The organism is Bacillus sp. SN1, from assembly GCF_002796895.1.
GTDB lineage: Bacteria > Bacillota > Bacilli > Bacillales > Bacillaceae > Bacillus > Bacillus inaquosorum.
Genome location: NZ_PHIE01000003.1, coordinates 216,303 through 238,814 on the forward strand (window position 1 = coordinate 216,303; position 22,512 = coordinate 238,814).

Genomic DNA, 22,512 nt, shown 5'->3' on the forward strand with positions numbered 1-22,512 from the left:
TTGTAAGCGCTTTCTAATTTAAAGGAGGTTAGACAAGTTGAAAATGAAAAAAACATGGAAACGCTTCTTTCACTTTTCGAGCGCCGCTCTGGCTGCAGGGCTGATATTCACTTCCGCTGCTCCAGCAGAGGCCGCATTTTGGGGGGCATCCAATGAGCTGCTTCACGACCCGACTATGATCAAAGAGGGAAGTTCGTGGTACGCGCTTGGAACAGGGCTTACTGAAGAACGGGGACTGCGGGTTCTGAAGTCTTCGGACGCTAAAAACTGGACCGTACAAAAATCCATTTTCAGCACACCGCTATCGTGGTGGTCCAATTATGTGCCGAATTACGGCCAAAACCAGTGGGCGCCGGATATCCAATACTATAACGGTAAGTATTGGCTGTATTATTCAGTCTCTTCTTTTGGAAGCAATACATCTGCCATCGGACTGGCATCTTCAACAAGCATCAGTTCGGGGAGCTGGAAGGACGAGGGCTTGGTGATCCGTTCGACAAGCTCCAATAATTATAACGCCATTGATCCGGAGCTGACATTCGACAAGGATGGCAACCCGTGGCTTGCATTCGGCTCGTTTTGGAGCGGGATTAAGCTGACCAAGCTTGATAAGAGTACGATGAAGCCGACAGGCTCGCTCTATTCGATTGCAGCCAGACCGAATAATGGCGGGGCACTGGAAGCACCTACTCTTACGTATCAAAATGGCTATTACTATTTAATGGTCTCATTTGATAAATGCTGTAACGGGGTAAACAGTACGTACAAAATTGCTTACGGAAGATCTAAAAGCATTACAGGCCCTTATCTTGATAAAAGCGGAAAAAGCATGCTGGATGGCGGGGGCACCATTTTGGATTCCGGAAACGACCAATGGAAAGGTCCCGGAGGCCAGGATATTGTAAATGGAAACATTCTTGTTCGTCATGCCTACGACGCCAATGACAACGGCATTCCGAAGCTTCTCATCAATGATTTGAATTGGAGCTCGGGCTGGCCTTCCTATTGAATGAAAAAGCCGGGGCTGCGCCCGGCTTTTTTAAAAGAAAAGATTGACAGTATAATAGTCAATTACTATAATGAAATTGTTCGTACAAATTAATAGTTTTGATTTATTTTTCACCATTAGTACGTATCTTTTTTGTGTTTGAAAGCGTTTTATTTTATGTGAAAGGGGCAGTTTACATGCTTCAGACAAAGGATTATGAATTCTGGTTTGTAACAGGAAGCCAGCACCTATACGGGGAAGAGACGCTGGAACTGGTGGATCAGCATGCGAAAAGCATTTGTGAGGGGCTCAGCGGGGTTTCTTCTAGATATAAAATCACGCATAAGCCCATCGTCACTTCACCGGAAACCATCAGACAGCTGTTAAGGGAAGCAGAGTACAGTGAGACATGCGCCGGCATCATTACATGGATGCACACATTTTCTCCTGCAAAAATGTGGATAGAAGGCCTTTCCTCTTATCAAAAACCGCTTATGCATCTGCATACTCAATATAATCGCGATATCCCGTGGGGTACGATTGACATGGACTTTATGAACAGCAACCAATCCGCACATGGCGATCGTGAATACGGTTACATTAACTCGCGAATGGGTCTGAACCGGAAAGTCGTCGCCGGCTATTGGGATGATGAAGAAGTGAAGAAAGAGATTTCCCAGTGGATGGATACGGCGGCTGCATTAAATGAAAGCAGACATATTAAGGTTGCCAGATTCGGAGATAACATGCGTCACGTCGCGGTAACGGACGGAGACAAGGTGGGTGCGCATATTCAATTTGGCTGGCAGGTTGACGGATATGGCATCGGAGACCTTGTTGAAGTGATGAACCGCATTACGGACGACGAGGTTGACACGCTCTATGCGGAGTATGACAGGCTTTATGTGATCAGTGAGGAAACAAAACGTGACGAAGCAAAAGTAGCATCCATTAAGGAACAGGCGAAAATAGAACTTGGCTTAACCGCTTTTCTTGAACAAGGCGGATACACAGCTTTTACAACATCGTTTGAAGTGCTGCACGGAATGAAACAGCTGCCGGGACTTGCCGTTCAGCGCCTGATGGAGAAGGGCTACGGGTTCGCCGGCGAGGGAGATTGGAAGACAGCGGCTCTTGTGCGGATGATGAAAATCATGGCTGAAGGAAAAAGAACGTCCTTCATGGAAGATTATACGTATCATTTTGAACCGGGAAATGAAATGATTCTGGGCTCGCACATGCTTGAAGTGTGTCCGACTGTCGCTTTGGATCAGCCGAAAATCGAGGTTCATCCGCTATCTATTGGTGGCAAAGAGGATCCTGCGCGTTTTGTATTTAACGGGATCAGCGGTACAGCCATTCAAGCTAGCCTTGTTGATATCGGCGGGCGTTTCCGCCTTGTTTTGAATGAGGTCAACGGCCAGGAAATTGAAAAAGACATGCCGAATCTGCCTGTGGCCCGTGTTCTCTGGAAGCCGGAGCCGTCATTGAAAACAGCGGCGGAGGCATGGATTTTAGCCGGCGGCGCACACCATACCTGCTTGTCTTATGAACTGACAGCGGAGCAAATGCTCGATTGGGCGGAAATGGCGGGGATCGAAAGTGTTCTCATTTCCCGTGATACGACAATTCACAAGCTGAAACACGAATTAAAATGGAACGAGGCGCTTTATCGGCTTCAAAAGTAGAGAGGGGGATGTCACTTGGCTTACACAATAGGGGTTGATTTTGGAACTTTATCAGGAAGAGCGGTGCTCGTTCATGTCCAAACAGGGGAGGAACTGGCGGCTGCTGTAAAAGAATACAGGCATGCTGTCATTGATACCGTCCTTCCAAAAACGGGTCAAAGGCTGCCGCGCGACTGGGCGCTGCAGCATCCGGCTGATTACCTCGAAGTTTTGGAAACAACCATTCCGTCGTTACTCGAACAGACGGGGGTTGAACCGAAAGACATTGTCGGGATCGGAATTGATTTTACGGCATGTACGATCCTGCCTGTTGACAGTGCAGGACAGCCGTTATGCATGCTGCCGGAATATGAAGAGGAGCCGCACAGCTATGTGAAGCTCTGGAAGCATCATGCGGCCCAAAAACATGCTGATCGGCTCAATCAAATCGCGGAGGAAGAAGGAGAAGCTTTTTTACAGCGGTACGGAGGCAAAATTTCCTCTGAATGGATGATTCCGAAGGTCATGCAGATTGCCGAAGAAGCGCCTCATATATATGAAGCGGCTGACCGGATCATCGAGGCTGCGGACTGGATCGTGTACCAGCTGTGCGGCTCGCTTAAGCGAAGCAACTGTACTGCAGGATATAAAGCGATTTGGAGTGAAAAAGCGGGGTATCCGTCAGATGATTTCTTTGACAAATTACATCCATTAATGAAAACGATTACAAAAGACAAATTAGCAGGTTCTATTCATCCAGTGGGCGAAAAAGCCGGCGAATTGACAGAAAAAATGGCACAGCTGACAGGCCTTCTTCCGGGTACAGCTGTTGCTGTGGCCAATGTTGACGCGCATGTTTCCGTGCCGGCAGTCGGCATCACAGAGCCAGGGAAAATGCTGATGATTATGGGAACCTCAACGTGCCATGTTCTTCTAGGCGAAGAGGTGCATATCGTGCCTGGTATGTGCGGTGTCGTGGATAACGGGATTCTTCCCGGCTATGCGGGATATGAAGCCGGGCAGTCCTGTGTTGGCGATCATTTTGACTGGTTTGTGAAAACATGTGTCCCGCGAGCGTATCAAGAGGAAGCAGAGGAAAAAAACATTGGCATTCATGAACTCCTGAGCGAGAAGGCAAACCTTCAAGCGCCGGGTGAAAGCGGCCTGCTTGCTTTGGATTGGTGGAATGGAAACCGTTCAACCCTTGTTGATGCTGATTTAACAGGGATGCTGCTTGGCATGACACTGCTGACGAAGCCTGAAGAGATTTATAGAGCGCTAGTTGAAGCGACAGCTTACGGAACCCGGATGATTATCGAAACGTTCATAGAAAGCGGAGTTCCGATTGAGGAGCTGTACGCAGCCGGCGGAATAGCTGAAAAAAACCCGTTTGTCATGCAGATTTATGCGGATGTGACAAACATGGACATTAAAATCTCTGGTTCCCCGCAAGCCCCTGCCTTAGGATCTGCCATTTTCGGCGCGCTTGCCGCAGGTAAAGAAAACGGCGGATACGACGACATCAAAGAGGCAGCGGCGCACATGGGAAAACTGAAAGATATTTCTTATTCGCCAAACGCCGAAAACGCTGCGGTGTATGAAAAATTGTACGCTGAATATAAAGAGCTGGTTTACTATTTCGGAAAAGAAAACCATGTCATGAAGCGTCTGAAAGCAATTAAAAATCTTCAATTTTCATCTGCCGCCAAAAAGAATTGATAAAGGGTGATGGAGCATGCTTGAAACATTAAAAAAAGAAGTGCTGGCTGCCAACCTGAAGCTTCAAGAGCATCAGCTGGTAACCTTTACGTGGGGAAATGTCAGCGGCATTGACCGTGAAAATGAAAGAATTGTCATCAAACCTAGCGGAGTCGAATACAGCGACCTGACAGCAGATGACTTGGTTGTTTTAAACCTTGAAGGAGAGGTCGTCGAAGGCTCGCTTAAGCCTTCTTCAGATACGCCTACCCATGTTTATTTATATAAAGCCTTTCCGAATATCGGGGGAATTGTCCATACCCATTCTCAATGGGCGACAAGCTGGGCGCAATCGGGCAGAGACATTCCGCCGTTAGGCACGACACATGCTGATTATTTTGACAGCGCGATTCCGTGTACAAGAGAAATGTACGATGAAGAAATCATTCATGACTACGAACTGAATACTGGAAAAGTCATAGCGGAAACCTTTCAGCAACATAACTACGAACAGGTGCCGGGTGTGCTCGTGAATAATCACGGCCCGTTCTGCTGGGGCACGAATGCCTTAAATGCCATTCATAATGCAGTTGTATTAGAAACGGTAGCGGAAATGGCCTATCACTCCATTATGCTGAACAAAGATGTAAACCCAATCAATACAGTCCTTCATGAAAAGCATTTTTATCGAAAACACGGAGCAAATGCGTATTATGGCCAGTCATGATTCCGCAGTGTCACCGGCCGGCATTCTGATTGACTTGGACGGTACTGTATTCAGAGGAAATGAATTGATTGAAGGGGCAAGAGAAGCGATCCATACGCTTCGTGAAATGGGAAAGAAAATTGTTTTTCTGAGCAATCGCGGTAATATCTCCCGTGCCATGTGCAGAAAAAAACTTCTCGGCGCGGGGATTGATGCGGACGTAAATGACATTGTTCTGTCGTCAAGCGTGACAGCAGGTTTTCTGAAAAACCATTATCGGTTTTCAAAGGTGTGGGTGCTCGGAGAAGAAGGCTTGGTTGATGAACTGAGGCTGGCCGGCGTGCAGCAAGCGAACGAACCGAAGGAAGCGGATTGGCTTGTGATCTCCCTTCATGAAACGCTTACGTACGAAGACCTAAATCAAGCCTTTCAAGCGGCCGCCGGCGGCGCGCGTATTATTGCTACAAACAAAGACCGCTCTTTTCCGAACGAAGACGGCAATGCCATCGATGTGGCCGGAATGATTGGGGCGATAGAGGCTTCCGCTCAAGCGAAAACGGAGCTTGTTGTCGGAAAGCCGTCATGGCTGATGGCGGAGGCTGCCTGTACAGCAATGGGGCTGTCCGCACATGAATGCATGATTATTGGGGACAGCATTGAATCAGACATTGCGATGGGGAAGCTTTATGGCATGAAAAGCGCCTTAGTGCTTACTGGTTCTGCGAAACCGGGTGAACAGCGTTTGTACTCGCCGGATTACGTGCTGGAGTCCATTAAAGATGTAACCAAATTGGCTGAGGAGGGGATTCTGCTATGAATCATATCACAGCTGACGTTCAGCGTGCTTTTGAACACGCGGGAGAAAAGACGCTTCCTATAGAAGTTGAAGAAATTGTTATCGATAAACAAGCAGCTGATCCGTTATTGGATTATGTCAAAAGAAAAAACGGTAAGCATATCGTTCTTGTCTGCGACTCGAATACACACCGCATTGCGGGAATTGATCTGGAAAACCGACTGAATCAAGAAGGATTTCAGGCCGAGTGCCTGATCATTCCGGAAAATGAAGCCGGAGATGTGACGGCTGATGAACGGTCGCTCATTCATGTCCTGGTCCATACGAAAAAAACAACGGATGTCATGATCGCTGTCGGTTCGGGCACGATTCATGATATCGTGCGCTTTGCAGCGTTTCAGAGGGATTTGCCGTTTATTTCTTATCCAACTGCTCCATCTGTAGACGGATTTACATCAGCCGGGGCGCCTCTTATTTTATATGGTACGAAAACAACCATCCAAACGAAGGCTCCGTCCGCGCTGTTTGCTGATCTGGAACTATTAAAATCGGCACCCCAGTCAATGGTGGCGGCAGGATTTGGCGACATGCTCGGTAAAATAACGTCTTTAGCTGATTGGCAAATATCCCGCCATCTTGCCGGCGAGCCTTATTCGCCAGCAGGGGCTAAGCTCGTTCAGGAGGCGCTTGATGCCTGTATCGAACACACAGAAGACATTGCGATGAAAACGGAAACAGGCATACGGGTTTTGATGGAATCTTTAATTGTATCTGGGCTTGTCATGCTGGCCTTAGACCATTCCCGCCCGGCATCAGGCGGAGAGCATCATATTTCACATTGGATTGAGATGGAATTAATGGAGAAAAACCGGCCTCAGATTCTTCATGGGGCAAAGGTGGGATGTGCCGCTGTTTTATTGACTGACACATACAGAAAGCTCGCTCTGGATGACGGGCTGAACGAATTTTCTCCGCACCGGCGCCAAGCCATTCAATCGGCTTATGAAACGCTCCCGGAAGGAGAAGTGCTGGCCGATTGGCTGAGATCAGCCGGAGGCCCTGCGTCTTTTGACGAAATCGGTGTCGGACAGGATTCCGTCAAGAATGCCTTTAGACACGCCCACACCTTAAGAGACCGCTGCACCGGATTAAGAATTATCAATGAAAACAAAACGCTGATCAATCATGGTCTATATGAATAGCCCGCACCTCGAATGGAAGGGGTAACGCAGATGAAAAAAATGACTGCCTGTTTTCTTGTGCTCATGATGCTGCTGACATTATTCATTGCTGGCTGTTCAGCAGAACGATCATCCGGAAAATCGGGTGAAACCGAGCTGACCTTTTGGACATTTAACGGACTTCATGAGCAGTTTTATGTAGAAATGGTGAAGGAATGGAACAAAAAATATCCTGACCGCAAAATTAAACTGAATACGGTCGTTTATCCATATGGGCAAATGCACGATAACTTGTCTATCTCCTTAATCGCGGGAGAAGGCGTCCCTGATATTGCCGATGTCGAATTGGCCCGTTTTTCAAACTTTTTGAAGGGCTCTGACATACCGCTTGCCGACCTGTCTCCGCTGATTGAAAAGGACCGCGATAAATTCGTTGAGGCGCGGCTAACCTTGTACAGCAAAAACGGCAAGCTGTACGGGCTGGATACTCATGTAGGGACGACAGTCATGTTTTATAACATGGATGTGATGAAAAAAGCCGGCGTCAATCCTGATGATATTAAAACGTGGGATGATTACCATAAAGCCGGGCAGAAAGTGCGCAAAGTGACCGGGAAGCCGATGGGAACGGTGGAAACAAATGATTCCGGAACGTTCTTATCCATGATTTCACAGCAAAACTCAGGCTATTTTGATAAAAACGGCAAGCTGATCCTCAATAACGACACCAACGTCAAAACACTTCAATATTTAAAAGACATGATCAATGATAAAACGATGATTCCTGCGCCGGGCGGTGGGCATCACAGTGAAGAATACTACGGCTTTATGAACCAAGGCGGAGCCGCTTCAGTCCTGATGCCGATTTGGTATATGGGAAGATTCATAGATTATATGCCTGATCTGAAAGGGAAGATTGCTATCCGGCCGCTCCCGGCATGGAAAGAGGGAGGCGACCGTTCGGCAGGTTTGGGCGGTACGGCAACTGTTGTGCCGAAGCAAGCTAAGCATGTTGAATTAGCAAAAGAGTTTTTGGTCTTTGCGAAGGGCTCTAAAGAAGGAAACAAAAAGCTCTGGAGCGTACTCGGGTTTGATCCGCTTCGCTGGGATGTATGGAGCTCCAAGGAATTAAAAGAGAAAAACAAATACACGGATTACTTCCAAAACGGAACAGGCATTTTTTCTGTGCTGCTCGATATCAAGGATGAAATCAATCCGATTTATTTACATGAGGATTTTGCCAAGGCTTCAGACCTTGTCAACAGAAGCGTATTGTTCGACGCACTTAAATCTCAGCAAAAAACGCCTAAACAAGCCTTGGACAGAGCGGCAGGTGAACTGAAACAGAAATAGAATCCCATTCAAAAAGTGAAAGCGGGGAGGTTCTCATGAAACCTGTGAAAACGGGAACGGTTCATCCCGTTCCTTCAGCTGCGAAACAATCAGGCTGGCGAGATCTATTTTATTCGAAAAAAGCGGCGCCCTATCTGTTTACAGCGCCATTCGTTCTATCCTTTCTCGTATTTTTTCTATACCCCATCATTAGCGTCTTCATCATGAGCTTTCAAAGAATATTGCCGGGAGAGGTGACGTTTGTCGGATTGTCAAATTACACTGCGCTAAACAATCCGACGTTCTATACCGCCCTTTGGAATACGCTGAAATACACCTTTTGGACGCTGATTGTGCTGATTCCTGTCCCATTGCTTCTGGCCATATTCCTGAATTCAAAGCTGGTCAAATTCAGAAATATATTCAAATCAGCGCTATTCATTCCGGCATTGACCTCTACCATAGTGGCGGGGATCATTTTTCGGCTGATCTTCGGAGAAATGGAAACGTCGCTGGCCAATTCCATCTTACTCAAACTCGGCTTTTCACCTCAGAACTGGATGAACAATGAACATACCGGCATGTTTCTGATGGTGCTGCTTGCTTCGTGGAGATGGATGGGAATCAACATTCTTTACTTTTTGGCCGGCCTGCAAAATGTGCCGAAAGAGCTATACGAAGCCGCTGATATAGACGGCGCGAATACGATGAAAAAATTTATGCACATCACACTGCCGTTTCTCAAGCCTGTAACTGTATATGTGCTGACCATCAGCATCATCGGCGGATTCAGGATGTTTGAGGAAAGCTACGTCCTTTGGCAAAATAATTCCCCGGGTAATATCGGTCTGACGCTTGTCGGATATTTGTATCAGCAGGGGCTTGCTTACAATGAAATGGGATACGGAGCGGCCATCGGCATTGTGCTTTTGATTGTGATCCTTGTTGTCAGCCTGATTTCGTTAAAGCTGTCAGGTTCGTTTAAGGGGGAAGGATAAATGTTGCGGCACAGTCCTCAGTTTAGCGTTTACAGAATCGCGCTGACCCTGTTTTTTATTATGCTGAGCCTATTGTATATTTTTCCGATTTTCTGTTTGCTTTTAGGATCATTAAAGCCGTCATCTGAGCTTTTGCGTGTGGGTCTGAATCTTGACATTGATCCTAAAGTGATGAGTCTTGATAATTATACATTTCTGTTTAATGGCGGCAGCATTTATTTCAAATGGTTTTTTAACAGTCTTGTGCTTGGGCTTTTCACGACCGTGCTCACTTTGTTTTTTTCTTCGATGATCGGGTACGGGCTTGCGGTTTATGATTTTAAGGGCAGAAATATCATCTTTGTTCTTGTGCTGATTATCATGATGGTTCCGCTTGAAGTGATGATGCTTCCATTGTTTAAGCTTACCGTCGGACTGCATTTGATCGATTCATATACGGGTGTCATTTTGCCGTTCATCGTTTCACCTGTTGCTGTTTTCTTTTTCAGGCAATATGCGCTCGGTCTGCCAAGGGATCTGCTGGACTCTGCAAGGATGGACGGCTGTACAGAATTCGGAATCTTTTTCAGGATTATGGCGCCGCTGATGAAACCGGCTTTCGGTGCGATGATTATCCTCCAGTCCTTAAACAGCTGGAACAACTTCTTATGGCCGCTGATTGTGCTTCGGTCGAAAGAAATGTTTACGCTTCCAATTGGGCTGTCCAGCTTGCTGAGCCCTTATGGCAATAACTATGACATGCTTATATCCGGCTCAGTATTTGCGATTTTGCCGGTCATTATCATTTTCTTGTTTTTCCAAAAGTACTTTATCTCCGGCCTGACGGTAGGGGGAGTCAAAGGTTAATGAAGGAGGAAACGTGTGATGAAAAAAGCGCGAATGATTGTAGACAAAGAATATAAAATCGGTGAAGTAGACAAACGGATTTACGGCTCGTTTATCGAACATATGGGGCGTGCGGTATATGAAGGCATATATGAGCCTGATCATCCTGAAGCGGATGAAGATGGGTTTAGAAAAGATGTCCAGTCGCTGATCAAAGAATTGCAGGTTCCGATTATCCGCTATCCGGGCGGAAACTTTTTATCCGGATACAACTGGGAAGACGGTGTCGGGCCAGTCGAAAACCGCCCGAGACGGCTTGACTTGGCATGGCAAACGACAGAAACCAATGAAGTGGGAACAAATGAATTTTTATCTTGGGCAAAAAAGGTGAACACTGAGGTCAACATGGCGGTCAACCTCGGCACAAGAGGCATAGATGCCGCCCGTAATCTCGTTGAATACTGCAACCACCCGAAAGGCTCTTACTGGAGTGATTTAAGAAGATCGCATGGCTATGAACAGCCGTACGGCATCAAGACATGGTGCCTGGGAAACGAGATGGATGGCCCATGGCAAATCGGCCACAAAACAGCTGACGAATACGGACGGCTTGCCGCGGAAACGGCAAAGGTCATGAAATGGGTTGACCCATCAATTGAACTCGTAGCCTGCGGCAGCTCAAACAGCGGCATGCCGACCTTTATCGATTGGGAAGCAAAGGTGCTGGAGCATACGTATGAGCATGTCGACTATATTTCTCTCCATACGTATTACGGAAACCGGGATAACAATCTGCCAAACTACTTGGCCCGTTCCATGGATCTGGATCATTTTATTAAATCTGTCGCTGCAACCTGTGACTATGTTAAAGCGAAAACACGCAGCAAGAAAACAATTAATCTCTCTCTGGATGAATGGAACGTTTGGTATCACTCAAATGAGGCTGATAAAAAAGTCGAGCCATGGATTACTGCGCGTCCGATTTTAGAGGATATTTATAATTTTGAAGATGCCTTATTGGTCGGCTCTCTGCTCATTACGATGCTGCAGCACGCAGACCGTGTGAAAATCGCGTGTCTTGCACAGCTTGTAAATGTCATCGCGCCGATCATGACGGAAAAAGGCGGGGAAGCATGGAGACAGCCGATTTTCTATCCGTACATGCATGCTTCTGTTTACGGAAGGGGCGAGTCACTGAAACCGCTTATTTCTTCGCCGAAGTACGACTGCTCAGATTTTACTGATGTGCCATATGTTGATGCCGCTGTTGTGTATGCCGAAGAGGAAGAAACACTCACCATTTTTGCGGTAAACAAAGCTGAGGATCAGATGGAGACGGAGATTTCGCTCAGAGGCTTTGAATCCTATCAAATCGCAGAGCACATCGTACTCGAGCATCAGGATATCAAAGCGACAAACCAGCATAACAGAAAAAATGTCGTCCCGCATTCCAACGGAACATCGTCTGTCAGCGAAAACGGCTTAACCGCCCATTTCACGCCGCTTTCCTGGAATGTGATCCGCCTGAAAAAACAGTCATAAGAGAAACAAAACCGGAGCTCTCTCCGGTTTCTCTTTTTTTCTCAGTAGATATGGTTCAGTACCTTGTAATGTTCAGTAGTAGATGTTACCATATGGGTAAGTGGTGGAAAATGTAAACAAAATTGACGAGCCGCAGGGAGGATTTTATGATGAATGCTCAATTTAAAAAGGGAGCATTAGAGCTATGTGTGCTTGTATTAATATCCGAAAAAGATCAATACGGATATGAGCTATCTCAAAACATTTCCAGGTACATGGCGATTGCTGAAGGCACCTTATATCCTCTTCTCAGAAGACTGACGAAAGAAGAGTATTTAGAAACATATATGGCGCCGTCTTCCGAAGGGCCTGCCAGAAAATATTACACGATGTCAAAGCTTGGTTTCATGCGAATGAAACTGCTGCTGGCAGAATGGGATCAGTTCACAGCATCTGTCAATCAAATCATTGATACGGCAAGGGGAGGAGAACGATGAATCAAGAGCTGTTTTTGCAGGAGTTGAGTAAAGCGTTAAAGCCGCTTTCAGAAAAAGAGCGGAATGAGGTCTTATTTGATTTTGAAGAACATATTACCGAAGGGATCAAAGAAGGCAGGCCAGAAGCGGACATCATCAGGGAACTCGGCTCCCCAAAACAAATTGCAAAGGAATTGATGCAAGATGTCACGGAAACTGCTTTAGCAGAGCAGCACCCTAAAAAGAACCTCTTTCACATGGTATGTTCAGCAGCAGCGATAGGCTTCTTAAATATGATTTTCGTGCTGGGACCGGCTATTGGCATTTTAGGAGTGTACGTGGGATTATGCGGGGCGGCGCTTGCACTTTCTGTGTCACCGATCATTTTTGTCGGCATGGTGATGTTTCAAATGAATACGCACATGATGCTGGAGTTCTTTTTATCACTCGTGTTTGGGAGTCTGGGGCTGCTCCTGTGTATAGGGCTGTGGCACTTAGGCAAGCTGCTGTATGGCATGAGTTTACGATATATCAGATATAATCTAAAGCTGGTGACGGGGGCGCAGACATGAAAAAGATCATAATAGGATTGATCGCAGTATTTGCAGTCGGGGTAATCGGAGCTGTCATCTCTGCAGCTGCCTCAGATTTTACAAAAGATGAGGTGAAAGCTGCCGAAACATATGATGCTTCAGATATTAAAAAAATTAAGGTAACAACGACCTCCATGAATACAGAGGTTAAAAGCGGGCAAACGGATGATATTCAGGTAGCTGCTGAAGGAAAAGTCAGTGATAAAAGCAAAAAGCTGTTCGATGTGAGCCAAGATGGAAAATCATTAAAAATCAATCAAAAAGTACGCGAGAATATCATCTCTTTTATACCGTGGAGCAGCGAAAAGGATATGAAAATCACAATCACTATTCCGGAAAAGAAGTATGATGAGATAACCGTAACGACAACCTCTGGCGATATTCTGATAGAAAATGCGCAAACGGATCAATCAGCTGCTGACTCTACATCAGGAAATATTGAGATGAAGCATACACGCATCAAAAGCGAGCTAACGTTAAAAACAACGAGCGGAGATATTCAAGCTGACCAAAATTCATTCGGCCAAGGTGAGGTAAAGACAACAAGCGGATCAATAAAAAGCAGCGACACAACAGCTAAAAAGGTGAACTATAAGACAACCTCCGGGGATATTGATCTTCTTCAGGGTAATCAGAACGAAGAAATCGACATCGTCACTACGAGCGGAAGTGTGTCCGTAGAATATCAGAAAGAACCTGTATCCTTGGCAGTGGATTTTCAGGCTGACTCCGGTGATGCCGCGGTCAATCTCGATCAAATCCTTTATAAAGAAAAATCAGAGCACCGTATTGTAGGTTATGTAGGTGATAGCGGGATCTCTAACCATTTAAAAGTTCGTACAACATCTGGAGATATTGAACTAAACTAACTGTCTCAAGCCGGCCATTCCAGCCGGCATTTTTGTATAGGAAAAAATGACCGCTTTTCACTATGAAATTGTGATATATTTATGAAAAACAGCAAAGGGGTTGGGAGAAAATGAATGCGGTTACAATTGTGATAGCGTCAATGTGCATTTTGGCTATCGCCTATCGTTTATACGGAACATTTATGATGGTGAAGGTTCTCAAAGTGAATGATGATAAGCCGACGCCTGCTCACACGCTTGAGGATGGAAAAGACTATGTGCCTACAAATAAATGGGTTTCGTTCGGACACCATTTTGCGGCGATTGCAGCGGCCGGGCCGCTGGTCGGACCGATTCTGGCCGCGCAGTTCGGCTATTTGCCGGGATTATTATGGCTGTTAATCGGGGCGGTAATAGGGGGAGCCGTCCATGATATTGTTGTGCTCTTTGCATCGATGCGCAAAAATGGAAAGTCGCTGTCGGAAGTGGCGAAGGATGAGCTCGGCCCTGTTGCCGGATTTTGCACGGGACTGTCCATGCTGTTTATTATCACGATTACGATGGCGGGCCTGTCGATGGTTGTGCTGCACGCGCTTGAACGCAATCCGTGGGGAACGTTTGCGGTAGGGATTACGATTCCGATTGCGATGGGCGTGGGCTTATTTTATAAGAAAACAGGAAATTTAAAGCTCGCCTCAACAATCGGTTTTCTCTTTTTAATGGCAGGAGTCTTTATAGGCCCATGGGTGCAGACTACCGCGCTCGGTGACTTGTTAACGCTAGATACGAAAACGCTTTCGGTAGCACTTCCTGTTTATGCGTTCTTTGCAGCGGCGCTTCCTGTTTGGCTGCTTCTCGCACCGCGTGATTATTTAAGCAGCTTTATGAAAATCGGTGTTTTTATCGCTTTGATTGCTGGGGTGTTTGTCGTCAATCCCTCCATCCCGTTTCCTGCGTTTACAGAATTCGTAAAAGGCGGAGGGCCGGTGCTGGCAGGGCCCGTCTGGCCATTTATTTCAATAACCATTGCCTGCGGTGCGATCTCGGGATTCCATGCTTTTGTCGGTTCAGGAACGACGCCGAAAATGCTGAATAAGTGGAGTGATATGAAGCCGGTTGCGTTCGGTGCAATGCTTGTCGAGTGTCTTGTCGGTATCATGGCACTGATTGCGGCAACCGCTTTGCAGCCTGCTGATTACTTTGCGATTAACAGCACACCTGAGGTTTTCCGTACGCTCGGCATGGATGTCGTACATTTGCCTGAATTGAGCAGGGAAATCGGTTTGGACTTAGAAGGAAGAACAGGGGGAGCCGTCACGCTTGCGGTGGGAATGACTTATATTTTTACCGGAATGCCGTTTTTCAGCCATTTGGCCTCATACTTTTTCCAATTTGTCATTATGTTTGAAGCTGTATTTATTTTAACAGCGATTGACGCCGGCACACGTGTTGCCCGTTATTTGATTCAGGATTTCTTCGGAGAGGTGTATAAACCGCTGAAGAAAACAGACTGGATTCCGGGAGCTGTATTTGCCAGCGCACTTGCCTGTTTCATGTGGGGCTATTTGCTGTATTCAGGGGATATCGGTTCCATTTGGGCGCTGTTCGGCGTGTCCAATCAGCTGATGGCTTCAGTGGGGCTGATTATCGGAGCGACCATAGTACTGAAAATCGCCGATAAACGCCGTTACATTCTGACCTGCCTTATCCCGCTTGCCTATTTATATGTCACTGTCAATTATGCGGGCTATTGGATGGTGCGCCATGTGTATCTCAATCCAGAAGCAGCAGGCTATAGTGTATTGAATGGCGTATTATCGATCATCATGCTGCTGTTAGGCTTCATCATTATCATTGCAGCAGTAAAAAAATGGGCACAGATGTGGAAAGATCCGAGCTTAAGGATGGAAGCATCTATCCCGGGATAAAAGGGCTAATGAAAAATTTGAGGAGGATTGGAAATGAATCTATCAATGAAATATCTTATTCTATACGTATCAGACAGCAAGCGGGCCATTCATTTTTATCAGGATATTTTAGGACTGCCGATTCGTGCTGAACACGGCACGTATGTCGAATTTGAAACAGGTTCTACGATATTGGCGCTTAATACGCGAGAGAGCGCCAGAGAAATCACGCCGCTAGACATTCCAGATACATCTGCTTCGCACACATTTGAAATCGGATTTGTGACTGAAAATGTAGAAGCAGTCATCAAAAGGGTGAGAGAACAAGGCGTTACAATTATTGGAGAGCCTAAAGTGAAGCCATGGGGGCAGACGGTCGCCTATATCGCAGACCCAGATGGACATTATATTGAAATTTGCAGTCCGATGGAATAACGAACAAGCCCAAAACAATTTCTGTTTTGGGCTTTCTTATGATGTTATGTGTCCAGATGCTTCCAGCAGCAAATCAGCCAGGTGAACGGCTTTGACTTTATCGCTTAGTCCTTCGCGTTCAATGCCGAGTTTCATCTGCAGCAAACAGCCTGGATTTGCTGTCACAATGACGATCGCTTCGGTTGCTTTGACGGCAGCCATTTTACTGTCCAGTATTTTCATAGACATCTCAGCTTCCACGATGTTATAAATTCCCGCTGATCCGCAGCAGCTGTCCGCTTTATCCATCTCTCTGAATTCGGCCCCCTTGATGCTTTGAAGAAGCTGGCGGGGCTCGAGCGACGTATGCATCACATTTCTTAGATGGCATGAATCTTGATAGGTAATGATCTGCTGCGTCTCAAGTGCTAGGTCCATCTGATGGAAATCGAGCTCAACCAAAACGGACGAAAAATCTTTCAGCTTCTGAACAAACGCAGCAGCCCGCTCCGACCACTCAGGGTCATCCTTCAGCAAATGATCATATTCAGTGAGAAAGGCTCCGCATCCTCCTGCGTTTGTAATGACAGCATCCACGTCTAACGCTTCAAAAGCAGCGATATTTTGTTTCGCGAGCTCCTTGCCTGCGTTTTTTTCACCGCTGTGTCCATGCAGGGCACCGCAGCAAGCCTGTTCAGGCGGGATGACAATGTCACAGCCTGCCAGCTGTAAAAGTTTTAGTGTGGCATTGTTGGTCGGTAAAAACATTGTATCCATTAAGCAGCCCGAAAAAAAGGCAACCCGTTTTTTCATGGGGCCAATTGACGGCAGTAAACGAGGCCGATGTTTCATGTCTTTGCTTTTGGGAACATCAGGAAGAACAGCTTCCATCGTCCGCAAATGCTCTGGCAGGACGCGAAGCATACCAGTTTTACGCATAGCGGTTTGCAGCCCTGACCGCTGATACAAACCGATAAGGCTTACAGCTGAGCGCATGCGGTTTTGATGCGGAAACAGCTCGTGAAAAGCCGCCTTTCGCATGACACGTGCGCTGAGCGAGTGTTTTTTATTTTGGTGGATAATATCTCTGGCTTCCTCAAGCAGCTGTCCGTATTTCACGCCTGACGGGCATACAGGTTCACAGGCGCGGCAGCCGAGGCAAAGTGACAGCGACCGTTCGACATCTTCATCCGGTTCAATCATACCGTCGGCTACGGCTTTCATTAAGGCGATGCGCCCGCGCGGAGAGTGAGTTTCCTGAAATCCCGATTCGATATAGGTCGGGCAGGAAGGAAGACAGAAGCCGCAGCGCATACAATTCAAAAGCTCGCCTTCATCCATGCGCTCTTTAAACTCATCTTGGATCTGTTTCATTTCTTTTTCTGTTGTCATTTTTCCGTCACCACACGTTTTCTGGCGTCTTTCGCAAACATTTTGCCGGGATTTAATATGTTACGGGGATCAAATGCCGCTTTCAGCGCTTTCATCGCGGCAATGCCTTCTTTTTTCAGCTTCATTTCCAAGTAAGGCGCCTTCATGGCCCCGACTCCGTGCTCCCCGGTTATCGTCCCGCCAAGTTCAATCGCTTTCTCAAAAATCTCGGCAAAAGCCTGTTCGACACGTTCCATTTCATCCTCATTTCTTATGTCTGTCGTGCATGTCGGGTGAAGGTTCCCGTCTCCCGCATGGCCAAAGGTGCAGATGGAAATATCATATTTAGCAGCAATATCATTAATCGCTTTTACCATATTGGCGATTTCTGAGCGAGGAACGGTCGCATCCTCTAAAATCGTCGTCGGCTTGAGGCGGGCCAGGGCAGAAAGTGCAGAACGCCGGGCTTCAGTCAGGGCAAACGCTTCCTCCTCTGTTTGTGCGGTCTGAACGGAAACGGCGTCGCCTTTTTTGCAAATCGCCTCAATCTTTTCCATATCCCGTGCTACGATTTCAAGCGGTCCGTCTTGCTCAATTAACAGAACCGCCTTTGCGTTTGTCGGCAGTCCGATTTTGGCATAATCCTCAATCACCAAAAGTGTAGGCTGGTCGAGAAATTCAAGCGTGGCGGGTATGATTTTTGCGGCAATGATGTTTGATACCGTTTGAGCAGCGGCGTCGATATTTTCATAAAGGGCAAGCAGCGTCTTCTTTGTTTCCGGCTTTGGAACGAGTTTGACGATTGCCTCTGTCACAATGCCGAGCGTTCCTTCTGAGCCGACAAAAAGACGTGTGAGATCGTATCCGGCCACATCCTTTGCGAGTTTTCCGCCGGTGCGGATGATATCACCATTTGCGACCACAACCTCCAGTCCAATAACATAGTCGCGGGTGACGCCGTATTTTAATCCGCGGAGCCCGCCGGAATTTTCATTGATGTTTCCGCCCATGGTTGATATTTTCATAGAACTCGGATCAGGCGGATAAAACAAACCCTTGCTTTCAACCTCGCGGATCATATCCAGCGTAATGACGCCCGGCTGGACTGTGGCGGTCAAATTTTCTTCATCAATCTCAAGAATCCGGTTCATATGCTTAAAGAGAAGAACAAGTCCGCCTGCAGTCGGGCACGTGCCGCCGCACAGGTTTGTCCCTGATCCTCTTGGAACGATCGGCACTTGATGTTCGCTGCAAATCGCTAAAATTCGTGATACTTCATCTGTATTCCTCGGTGCAATCACGGCATCAGGCATAGACTGAAACTGCGGCGTCGCATCATATGAATAGACGAGACGCCCGGCATTGGAGTCATCAAAGTTTTCCGGTCCAACGATTTGTATCAGCTGTTCTTTTACATCTTTGGTGATCATTTCACCCATCCCCCTGTCAAAAAACGCTTTCAATCTATTGTAAAAGAAAAAAAGCAAAGCCTTCCATGGAGAAACATATAAATAATGAAACTGAAACTCTCTTTATTTTGTATCTTGATCTAAAAAACAGAGTGCAACATACATTGTGACGATGTCCTCGGTGCGGTCAAAACGCAAACCTGTCAGCTGTTCAGCCTTAGACAGACGATAACGCAAAGTATTGATGTGTATATGCATGTCTTCAGCGGTTTGTTTCAAAGACAAATCGTGATGAAAGAAAGTCCGTATCGTATTCATAAGCTCCAGACGTTGAAGTGCCTCACGGAATACTCTTTGCGGAAATTCATTACGGGTACCAGGGCTGATCTCAGTCAGGCACATATCAAGCTTCAGATCCTCTTCGAAGATGGGCGTTTTTCGCTTAAGGCTGACAGCCAGCGCTTTTTCCGCTTGCTCGTATGAGTCTGTCAGGCTGGAGCTTGCAACAGCCCTTCCGGCGCCAGCTGCTGCATATCGGCTGTTTGCGGTATGAGCAAACGAACAAATGAGAAGAATCTGCCGTAAAAGCCGATCCCTTTGTTCATGTTTTGGCACTTCGTGATTAATCAGAATCCGTTCATTTCCCCATCTGATGAACAAATCCGAAGGGTACGCTGATTTCCAGATATGTGTCATTTGTTCAATTTCATAGCGTGACCACTCATATCCTTGAATGAGAATCATTTGGCGCGGGGAGGCAAGGTCAATACCAAGAAGCTGGGCTTTCTCCAGAAAACCGGGTGACCATTCTTTTAATTGCAGCCAATCAATCATAAAGGACTCCAGCATTCTCTCACGCCACTGGGACTGCTCTAAATGCCACGATTCCTTAATGAACAGCTCTGTCATTTTCCGAAGCAGCTCCCCGTATGGCTGAATCTCAGCGGGCTCGCCTGTCAGCCCGAAGACGGCGATCACATCACGGTCAGAAAATACAGGGAGATTCAGGCCTGCCTTCACTCCTTTTAATTTCTTTTCATCTTCTTTTGCAATAATGACATTGCGCTTCTCTTTTGCGCAGATGAGCGCTCCCTCATGAAAACGCCCGACCCGCTCATCATTTGTGCTTGCCATAATGAGACCGTCTGTGTTCACAATAATGACTTCACGTTCGTACATTTTTTTGACTTCAGCAATGATTTTTTTCGCTAATAACGGTTGTAAAAACATGGCGATCCCCCTCATCATGTTTTTATTATATAAGAAAAAAACCGGGCGCTGTCACCCGGTTTCATGTCTTATTGGGCGGGTTTTAATCCGCCTTCAAGCGTTTTTAGCATTTCGTTTTTCTCACTCTCGGATGCGTGCTGCCAAATGACTTCGAATAAAACGCCGAGCCCCGGAAGCATTTTTTCTTCACCGCTTTGAATCGCATCCACAATTGTATGTTCAAGCTGCTCCTGATTATTGCCGGTTACATTGGCAATGACGGCATGACGTAAATTAAGATCCATGTGAAAACGCTCCTTTTCCTAAAATGTTATACGGATATTCTAACCCTGCACCTGGTTTATTATGTGCTGTTCTTGCGATATAATAACATCATGTTAAAAAAAGGAGAGCCACACAGACAGTGAAACAAATAGAATCCGCAAAAAACCAAAAAGTGAAGGATTGGAAAAAGCTTCACACGAAAAAAGAACGAACAAAAACGAATACATTTCTGATTGAGGGAGAACATCTTGTTGAAGAGGCGCTCAAGAGCCCGGGCACGGTGAAAGAAATCCTTGTAAAGGATGAAACGAAAATTCCGTCAGAACTTGATGTAAGCATCCAGTGCTACGTGCTGAGTGAAGATGCGTTTTCAGCTGTTACTGAAACTGAAACGCCTCAGCAGATCGCCGCTGTGTGCCATATGCCTGAAGAAAAACTGGCGTCGCCTCAGCGGGTGCTGCTGATTGACGCTGTTCAAGATCCGGGAAACCTCGGCACGATGATTCGGACAGCAGATGCGGCCGGTTTAGATGCGGTTGTGCTCGGTGACGGCACGGCGGACGCCTTTAACGGAAAAACGCTTCGATCCGCGCAAGGTGCTCACTTTCATATTCCTGTTGTGAGAAGAAACCTGCATACATATGTGGATGAATTGAAAGCAGAGGGGGTAAAAGTGTACGGCACGGCGCTGCAAAACGGAGCGCCTTACAGGGATATGCCTCAGGCTGAATCCTTTGCGCTCATTGTAGGAAATGAAGGAGCAGGGGTGGATGCCGCCTTGCTGGAAAAAACGGATTTGAACCTGTACGTGCCGCTTTACGGACAGGCTGAATCACTGAACGTTGCGATTGCGGCTGCCATCCTCGTGTATCACTTGCGAGGATAGTGTTGCGCGAAGCGTTGGATTTCTCTATAATAGAACATAATATTTGAAAAACCGTGACAGAGGATCTCAATTTCTGATCAACTGCTTTCCAGGGAGAAAATGCCGCTGACTGAGAGCATTTTTAACGCAGCCGGAAATTGTCTTCACCTCTTGAGTTGTCGCCGGGACCGCGCACACTGCGCGTAAAGGTGAACCGGAATCTGATTCCGTTATGTCAATGAAGCTGACGACAGCATCAGTCTGTCTGAAATAAGGGTGGTACCGCGGCCACAACTCGTCCCTTGTACAAGGGACGGGTTTTTTTTGTTTTCCAAAGACATATAACGGTTTGTTACATAAAAGGAGGATGCAAAATGGAAGAAAAGCTAAAACAGCTGGAACAAGAAGCTTTAGAACAAGTAGAAGCGGCAAGCTCATTAAAGATTGTCAATGATATTCGGGTGCAATATCTCGGAAAAAAAGGGCCGATTACAGAAGTGCTGCGCGGAATGGGCAAACTTTCTGCTGAGGAACGTCCGAAAATGGGCGCGCTCGCGAACGAAGTAAGAGAGCGTATCGCCAATGCGATTGCTATCAAAAACGAGAAGCTTGAAGAAGAAGAAATGAAGCAGAAGCTTGCGGGACAGACAATCGACGTCACGCTGCCGGGGAACCCTGTCGCAGTCGGCGGCCGCCATCCGCTCACAGTTGTCATTGAAGAAATTGAAGATTTATTTATCGGTATGGGCTACACAGTCGAGGAAGGACCTGAGGTTGAAACGGATTACTACAACTTCGAATCGCTCAACCTGCCGAAAGAACACCCTGCGCGCGATATGCAAGACAGCTTTTACATTACAGAGGAAACTCTGATGAGAACGCAAACTTCTCCAGTTCAGACACGGACGATGGAAAAGCACGAAGGCAAAGGGCCGGTTAAAATCATTTGTCCGGGTAAAGTATACCGCCGTGATAACGATGATGCGACGCACTCTCACCAATTTATGCAAATTGAAGGGCTTGTCGTTGACAAAAACATCAGCATGAGTGATTTAAAAGGAACGCTTGAACTCGTTGCGAAAAAAATGTTCGGGGAAGACCGCGAAATCAGACTCCGCCCAAGCTTCTTCCCGTTTACTGAGCCTTCAGTAGAAGTAGACGTGACATGCTTTAAATGCGGAGGAAACGGCTGCTCAGTATGTAAAGGAACAGGCTGGATCGAAATCCTCGGCGCCGGCATGGTTCACCCGAACGTGCTGAGAATGGCTGGCTTTGATCCGAAGGAATATCAGGGCTTCGCATTCGGAATGGGTGTTGAGCGCATCGCGATGCTGAAATACGGCATTGATGATATCCGCCACTTCTATACAAACGATGTCAGATTTATTTCGCAGTTTAAACAGGCGTAAGAGGAGGATGCTAG

At 46.8% G+C, this 22,512-nt stretch carries 23 protein-coding genes; 18 read left to right on the forward strand and 5 right to left on the reverse strand.

The window, feature by feature from the left end; translation table 11 throughout:
* Nucleotides 1-37 precede the first annotated feature (37 nt).
* The 16 genes from abnA to CVV77_RS12805 all read left to right on the forward strand — a co-directional run bounded on the left by abnA (nucleotide 38) and on the right by CVV77_RS12805 (nucleotide 15,971).
* Nucleotides 38-1,009: an arabinan endo-1,5-alpha-L-arabinosidase AbnA gene (gene abnA, locus CVV77_RS12730; protein WP_019259136.1), complete on the forward strand. Its 972-nt coding sequence runs from the start codon at nucleotides 38-40 to the stop codon at nucleotides 1,007-1,009.
* A gap of 176 nt (nucleotides 1,010-1,185) precedes the next feature.
* Entirely contained in the window at nucleotides 1,186-2,676 is a 1,491-nt protein-coding gene (gene araA / locus CVV77_RS12735) for an L-arabinose isomerase (protein WP_100275558.1), read from the forward strand.
* A 15-nt stretch (nucleotides 2,677-2,691) separates the two neighbouring features.
* Nucleotides 2,692-4,374, forward strand: a complete 1,683-nt coding sequence (gene araB, locus CVV77_RS12740) for a ribulokinase (RefSeq protein WP_100275559.1) — start codon at nucleotides 2,692-2,694, stop codon at nucleotides 4,372-4,374.
* 16 nt (nucleotides 4,375-4,390) lie between these two features.
* Nucleotides 4,391-5,080: an L-ribulose-5-phosphate 4-epimerase gene (gene araD / locus CVV77_RS12745; RefSeq protein ID WP_019259133.1), complete on the forward strand. Its 690-nt coding sequence runs from the start codon at nucleotides 4,391-4,393 to the stop codon at nucleotides 5,078-5,080.
* A complete protein-coding gene (locus CVV77_RS12750; RefSeq protein WP_100275560.1) occupies nucleotides 5,058-5,876 on the forward strand; it encodes a sugar-phosphatase AraL in 819 nt (272 codons plus the stop codon). The genes araD and CVV77_RS12750 overlap by 23 nt, the downstream gene beginning before the upstream one ends.
* A complete protein-coding gene (gene egsA / locus CVV77_RS12755) occupies nucleotides 5,873-7,057 on the forward strand; it encodes a sn-glycerol-1-phosphate dehydrogenase (protein ID WP_100275561.1) in 1,185 nt (394 codons plus the stop codon). The genes CVV77_RS12750 and egsA overlap by 4 nt, the downstream gene beginning before the upstream one ends.
* Before the next feature lie 30 nt (nucleotides 7,058-7,087).
* Nucleotides 7,088-8,389 (forward strand): arabinooligosaccharides ABC transporter substrate-binding protein AraN, encoded by a 1,302-nt coding sequence (gene araN / locus CVV77_RS12760; protein ID WP_100275562.1) that lies wholly within the window; start codon nucleotides 7,088-7,090, stop codon nucleotides 8,387-8,389.
* A gap of 35 nt (nucleotides 8,390-8,424) precedes the next feature.
* Entirely contained in the window at nucleotides 8,425-9,366 is a 942-nt protein-coding gene (gene araP / locus CVV77_RS12765) for an arabinooligosaccharides ABC transporter permease AraP (RefSeq protein ID WP_003237710.1), read from the forward strand.
* Nucleotides 9,367-10,212, forward strand: a complete 846-nt coding sequence (araQ, locus tag CVV77_RS12770; RefSeq protein WP_019259128.1) for an arabinooligosaccharides ABC transporter permease AraQ — start codon at nucleotides 9,367-9,369, stop codon at nucleotides 10,210-10,212.
* A gap of 18 nt (nucleotides 10,213-10,230) precedes the next feature.
* Nucleotides 10,231-11,733, forward strand: a complete 1,503-nt coding sequence (gene abfA / locus CVV77_RS12775) for an alpha-L-arabinofuranosidase AbfA (protein WP_100275563.1) — start codon at nucleotides 10,231-10,233, stop codon at nucleotides 11,731-11,733.
* Nucleotides 11,734-11,882: 149 nt separating this feature from the next.
* Nucleotides 11,883-12,209: a PadR family transcriptional regulator gene (locus tag CVV77_RS12780; RefSeq protein WP_019259126.1), complete on the forward strand. Its 327-nt coding sequence runs from the start codon at nucleotides 11,883-11,885 to the stop codon at nucleotides 12,207-12,209.
* The gene (locus CVV77_RS12785) at nucleotides 12,206-12,760 is read left to right on the forward strand and encodes an HAAS signaling domain-containing protein (RefSeq protein WP_100275564.1); all 555 of its coding nucleotides are present in this window, start codon (nucleotides 12,206-12,208) and stop codon (nucleotides 12,758-12,760) included. Before CVV77_RS12780 ends, CVV77_RS12785 begins: the two co-directional genes overlap by 4 nt.
* A complete protein-coding gene (locus CVV77_RS12790) occupies nucleotides 12,757-13,650 on the forward strand; it encodes a DUF4097 family beta strand repeat-containing protein (RefSeq protein WP_100275565.1) in 894 nt (297 codons plus the stop codon). Before CVV77_RS12785 ends, CVV77_RS12790 begins: the two co-directional genes overlap by 4 nt.
* Before the next feature lie 110 nt (nucleotides 13,651-13,760).
* Nucleotides 13,761-15,557: a carbon starvation protein CstA gene (cstA, locus tag CVV77_RS12795; RefSeq protein ID WP_100275566.1), complete on the forward strand. Its 1,797-nt coding sequence runs from the start codon at nucleotides 13,761-13,763 to the stop codon at nucleotides 15,555-15,557.
* Nucleotides 15,500-15,688 carry a hypothetical protein gene (locus CVV77_RS22410; protein ID WP_080010859.1) on the forward strand — a complete coding sequence of 63 codons (189 nt, stop codon included), beginning with the start codon at nucleotides 15,500-15,502 and terminating at the stop codon, nucleotides 15,686-15,688. The genes cstA and CVV77_RS22410 overlap by 58 nt, the downstream gene beginning before the upstream one ends.
* On the forward strand, nucleotides 15,603-15,971 hold the full coding sequence (locus CVV77_RS12805) for a VOC family protein (RefSeq protein WP_249033935.1): 369 nt from the start codon (nucleotides 15,603-15,605) through the stop codon (nucleotides 15,969-15,971). The genes CVV77_RS22410 and CVV77_RS12805 overlap by 86 nt, the downstream gene beginning before the upstream one ends.
* A gap of 36 nt (nucleotides 15,972-16,007) precedes the next feature.
* Here the strand turns inward: CVV77_RS12805 and CVV77_RS12810 are convergent, their stop codons facing one another.
* The 4 genes from CVV77_RS12810 to sspI all read right to left on the reverse strand — a co-directional run bounded on the left by CVV77_RS12810 (nucleotide 16,008) and on the right by sspI (nucleotide 20,244).
* Complete coding sequence (locus CVV77_RS12810; protein WP_100275567.1) at nucleotides 16,008-17,342, reverse strand: (Fe-S)-binding protein; 1,335 nt, start codon at nucleotides 17,340-17,342, stop codon at nucleotides 16,008-16,010.
* A complete protein-coding gene (glcD, locus tag CVV77_RS12815; protein ID WP_100275568.1) occupies nucleotides 17,339-18,751 on the reverse strand; it encodes a glycolate oxidase subunit GlcD in 1,413 nt (470 codons plus the stop codon). Before glcD ends, CVV77_RS12810 begins: the two co-directional genes overlap by 4 nt.
* A gap of 102 nt (nucleotides 18,752-18,853) precedes the next feature.
* Entirely contained in the window at nucleotides 18,854-19,960 is a 1,107-nt protein-coding gene (locus tag CVV77_RS12820) for a CdaR family transcriptional regulator (protein WP_019259119.1), read from the reverse strand.
* A 68-nt stretch (nucleotides 19,961-20,028) separates the two neighbouring features.
* The gene (sspI, locus tag CVV77_RS12825; protein WP_003222464.1) at nucleotides 20,029-20,244 is read right to left on the reverse strand and encodes a small acid-soluble spore protein SspI; all 216 of its coding nucleotides are present in this window, start codon (nucleotides 20,242-20,244) and stop codon (nucleotides 20,029-20,031) included.
* Nucleotides 20,245-20,363: 119 nt separating this feature from the next.
* Here sspI and CVV77_RS12830 point away from each other — a divergent pair, with 119 nt between their 5' ends.
* Nucleotides 20,364-21,110 carry a TrmH family RNA methyltransferase gene (locus CVV77_RS12830; protein ID WP_100275569.1) on the forward strand — a complete coding sequence of 249 codons (747 nt, stop codon included), beginning with the start codon at nucleotides 20,364-20,366 and terminating at the stop codon, nucleotides 21,108-21,110.
* Between the two features lie 66 nt (nucleotides 21,111-21,176).
* Here the strand turns inward: CVV77_RS12830 and CVV77_RS12835 are convergent, their stop codons facing one another.
* Entirely contained in the window at nucleotides 21,177-21,383 is a 207-nt protein-coding gene (locus CVV77_RS12835) for a hypothetical protein (protein WP_019259117.1), read from the reverse strand.
* An 80-nt stretch (nucleotides 21,384-21,463) separates the two neighbouring features.
* Here CVV77_RS12835 and pheS point away from each other — a divergent pair, with 80 nt between their 5' ends.
* Nucleotides 21,464-22,498, forward strand: coding sequence for a phenylalanine--tRNA ligase subunit alpha (gene pheS, locus CVV77_RS12840; RefSeq protein WP_003237687.1), 1,035 nt, complete (start codon nucleotides 21,464-21,466; stop codon nucleotides 22,496-22,498).
* The last annotated feature ends 14 nt before the right edge of the window (nucleotides 22,499-22,512 follow it).

Bases quoted from the DNA above. Each gene is read 5' to 3' on its own strand.
- araA (WP_100275558.1), top strand. From the start codon at position 1,186: ATGCTTCAGACAAAGGATTATGAATTCTGGTTTGTAACAGGAAGCCAG.
- araD (WP_019259133.1), top strand. From the start codon at position 4,391: ATGCTTGAAACATTAAAAAAAGAAGTGCTGGCTGCCAACCTGAAGCTT.
- CVV77_RS12750 (WP_100275560.1), top strand. From the start codon at position 5,058: ATGCGTATTATGGCCAGTCATGATTCCGCAGTGTCACCGGCCGGCATT.
- egsA (WP_100275561.1), top strand. From the start codon at position 5,873: ATGAATCATATCACAGCTGACGTTCAGCGTGCTTTTGAACACGCGGGA.
- araN (WP_100275562.1), top strand. From the start codon at position 7,088: ATGAAAAAAATGACTGCCTGTTTTCTTGTGCTCATGATGCTGCTGACA.
- araP (WP_003237710.1), top strand. From the start codon at position 8,425: ATGAAACCTGTGAAAACGGGAACGGTTCATCCCGTTCCTTCAGCTGCG.
- araQ (WP_019259128.1), top strand. From the start codon at position 9,367: ATGTTGCGGCACAGTCCTCAGTTTAGCGTTTACAGAATCGCGCTGACC.
- abfA (WP_100275563.1), top strand. From the start codon at position 10,231: ATGAAAAAAGCGCGAATGATTGTAGACAAAGAATATAAAATCGGTGAA.
- CVV77_RS12780 (WP_019259126.1), top strand. From the start codon at position 11,883: ATGAATGCTCAATTTAAAAAGGGAGCATTAGAGCTATGTGTGCTTGTA.
- CVV77_RS12785 (WP_100275564.1), top strand. From the start codon at position 12,206: ATGAATCAAGAGCTGTTTTTGCAGGAGTTGAGTAAAGCGTTAAAGCCG.
- CVV77_RS12790 (WP_100275565.1), top strand. From the start codon at position 12,757: ATGAAAAAGATCATAATAGGATTGATCGCAGTATTTGCAGTCGGGGTA.
- cstA (WP_100275566.1), top strand. From the start codon at position 13,761: ATGAATGCGGTTACAATTGTGATAGCGTCAATGTGCATTTTGGCTATC.
- CVV77_RS22410 (WP_080010859.1), top strand. From the start codon at position 15,500: ATGGGCACAGATGTGGAAAGATCCGAGCTTAAGGATGGAAGCATCTAT.
- CVV77_RS12805 (WP_249033935.1), top strand. From the start codon at position 15,603: ATGAAATATCTTATTCTATACGTATCAGACAGCAAGCGGGCCATTCAT.
- CVV77_RS12810 (WP_100275567.1), bottom strand. From the start codon at position 17,342: ATGACAACAGAAAAAGAAATGAAACAGATCCAAGATGAGTTTAAAGAG.
- glcD (WP_100275568.1), bottom strand. From the start codon at position 18,751: ATGATCACCAAAGATGTAAAAGAACAGCTGATACAAATCGTTGGACCG.
- CVV77_RS12820 (WP_019259119.1), bottom strand. From the start codon at position 19,960: ATGTTTTTACAACCGTTATTAGCGAAAAAAATCATTGCTGAAGTCAAA.
- sspI (WP_003222464.1), bottom strand. From the start codon at position 20,244: ATGGATCTTAATTTACGTCATGCCGTCATTGCCAATGTAACCGGCAAT.
- pheS (WP_003237687.1), top strand. From the start codon at position 21,464: ATGGAAGAAAAGCTAAAACAGCTGGAACAAGAAGCTTTAGAACAAGTA.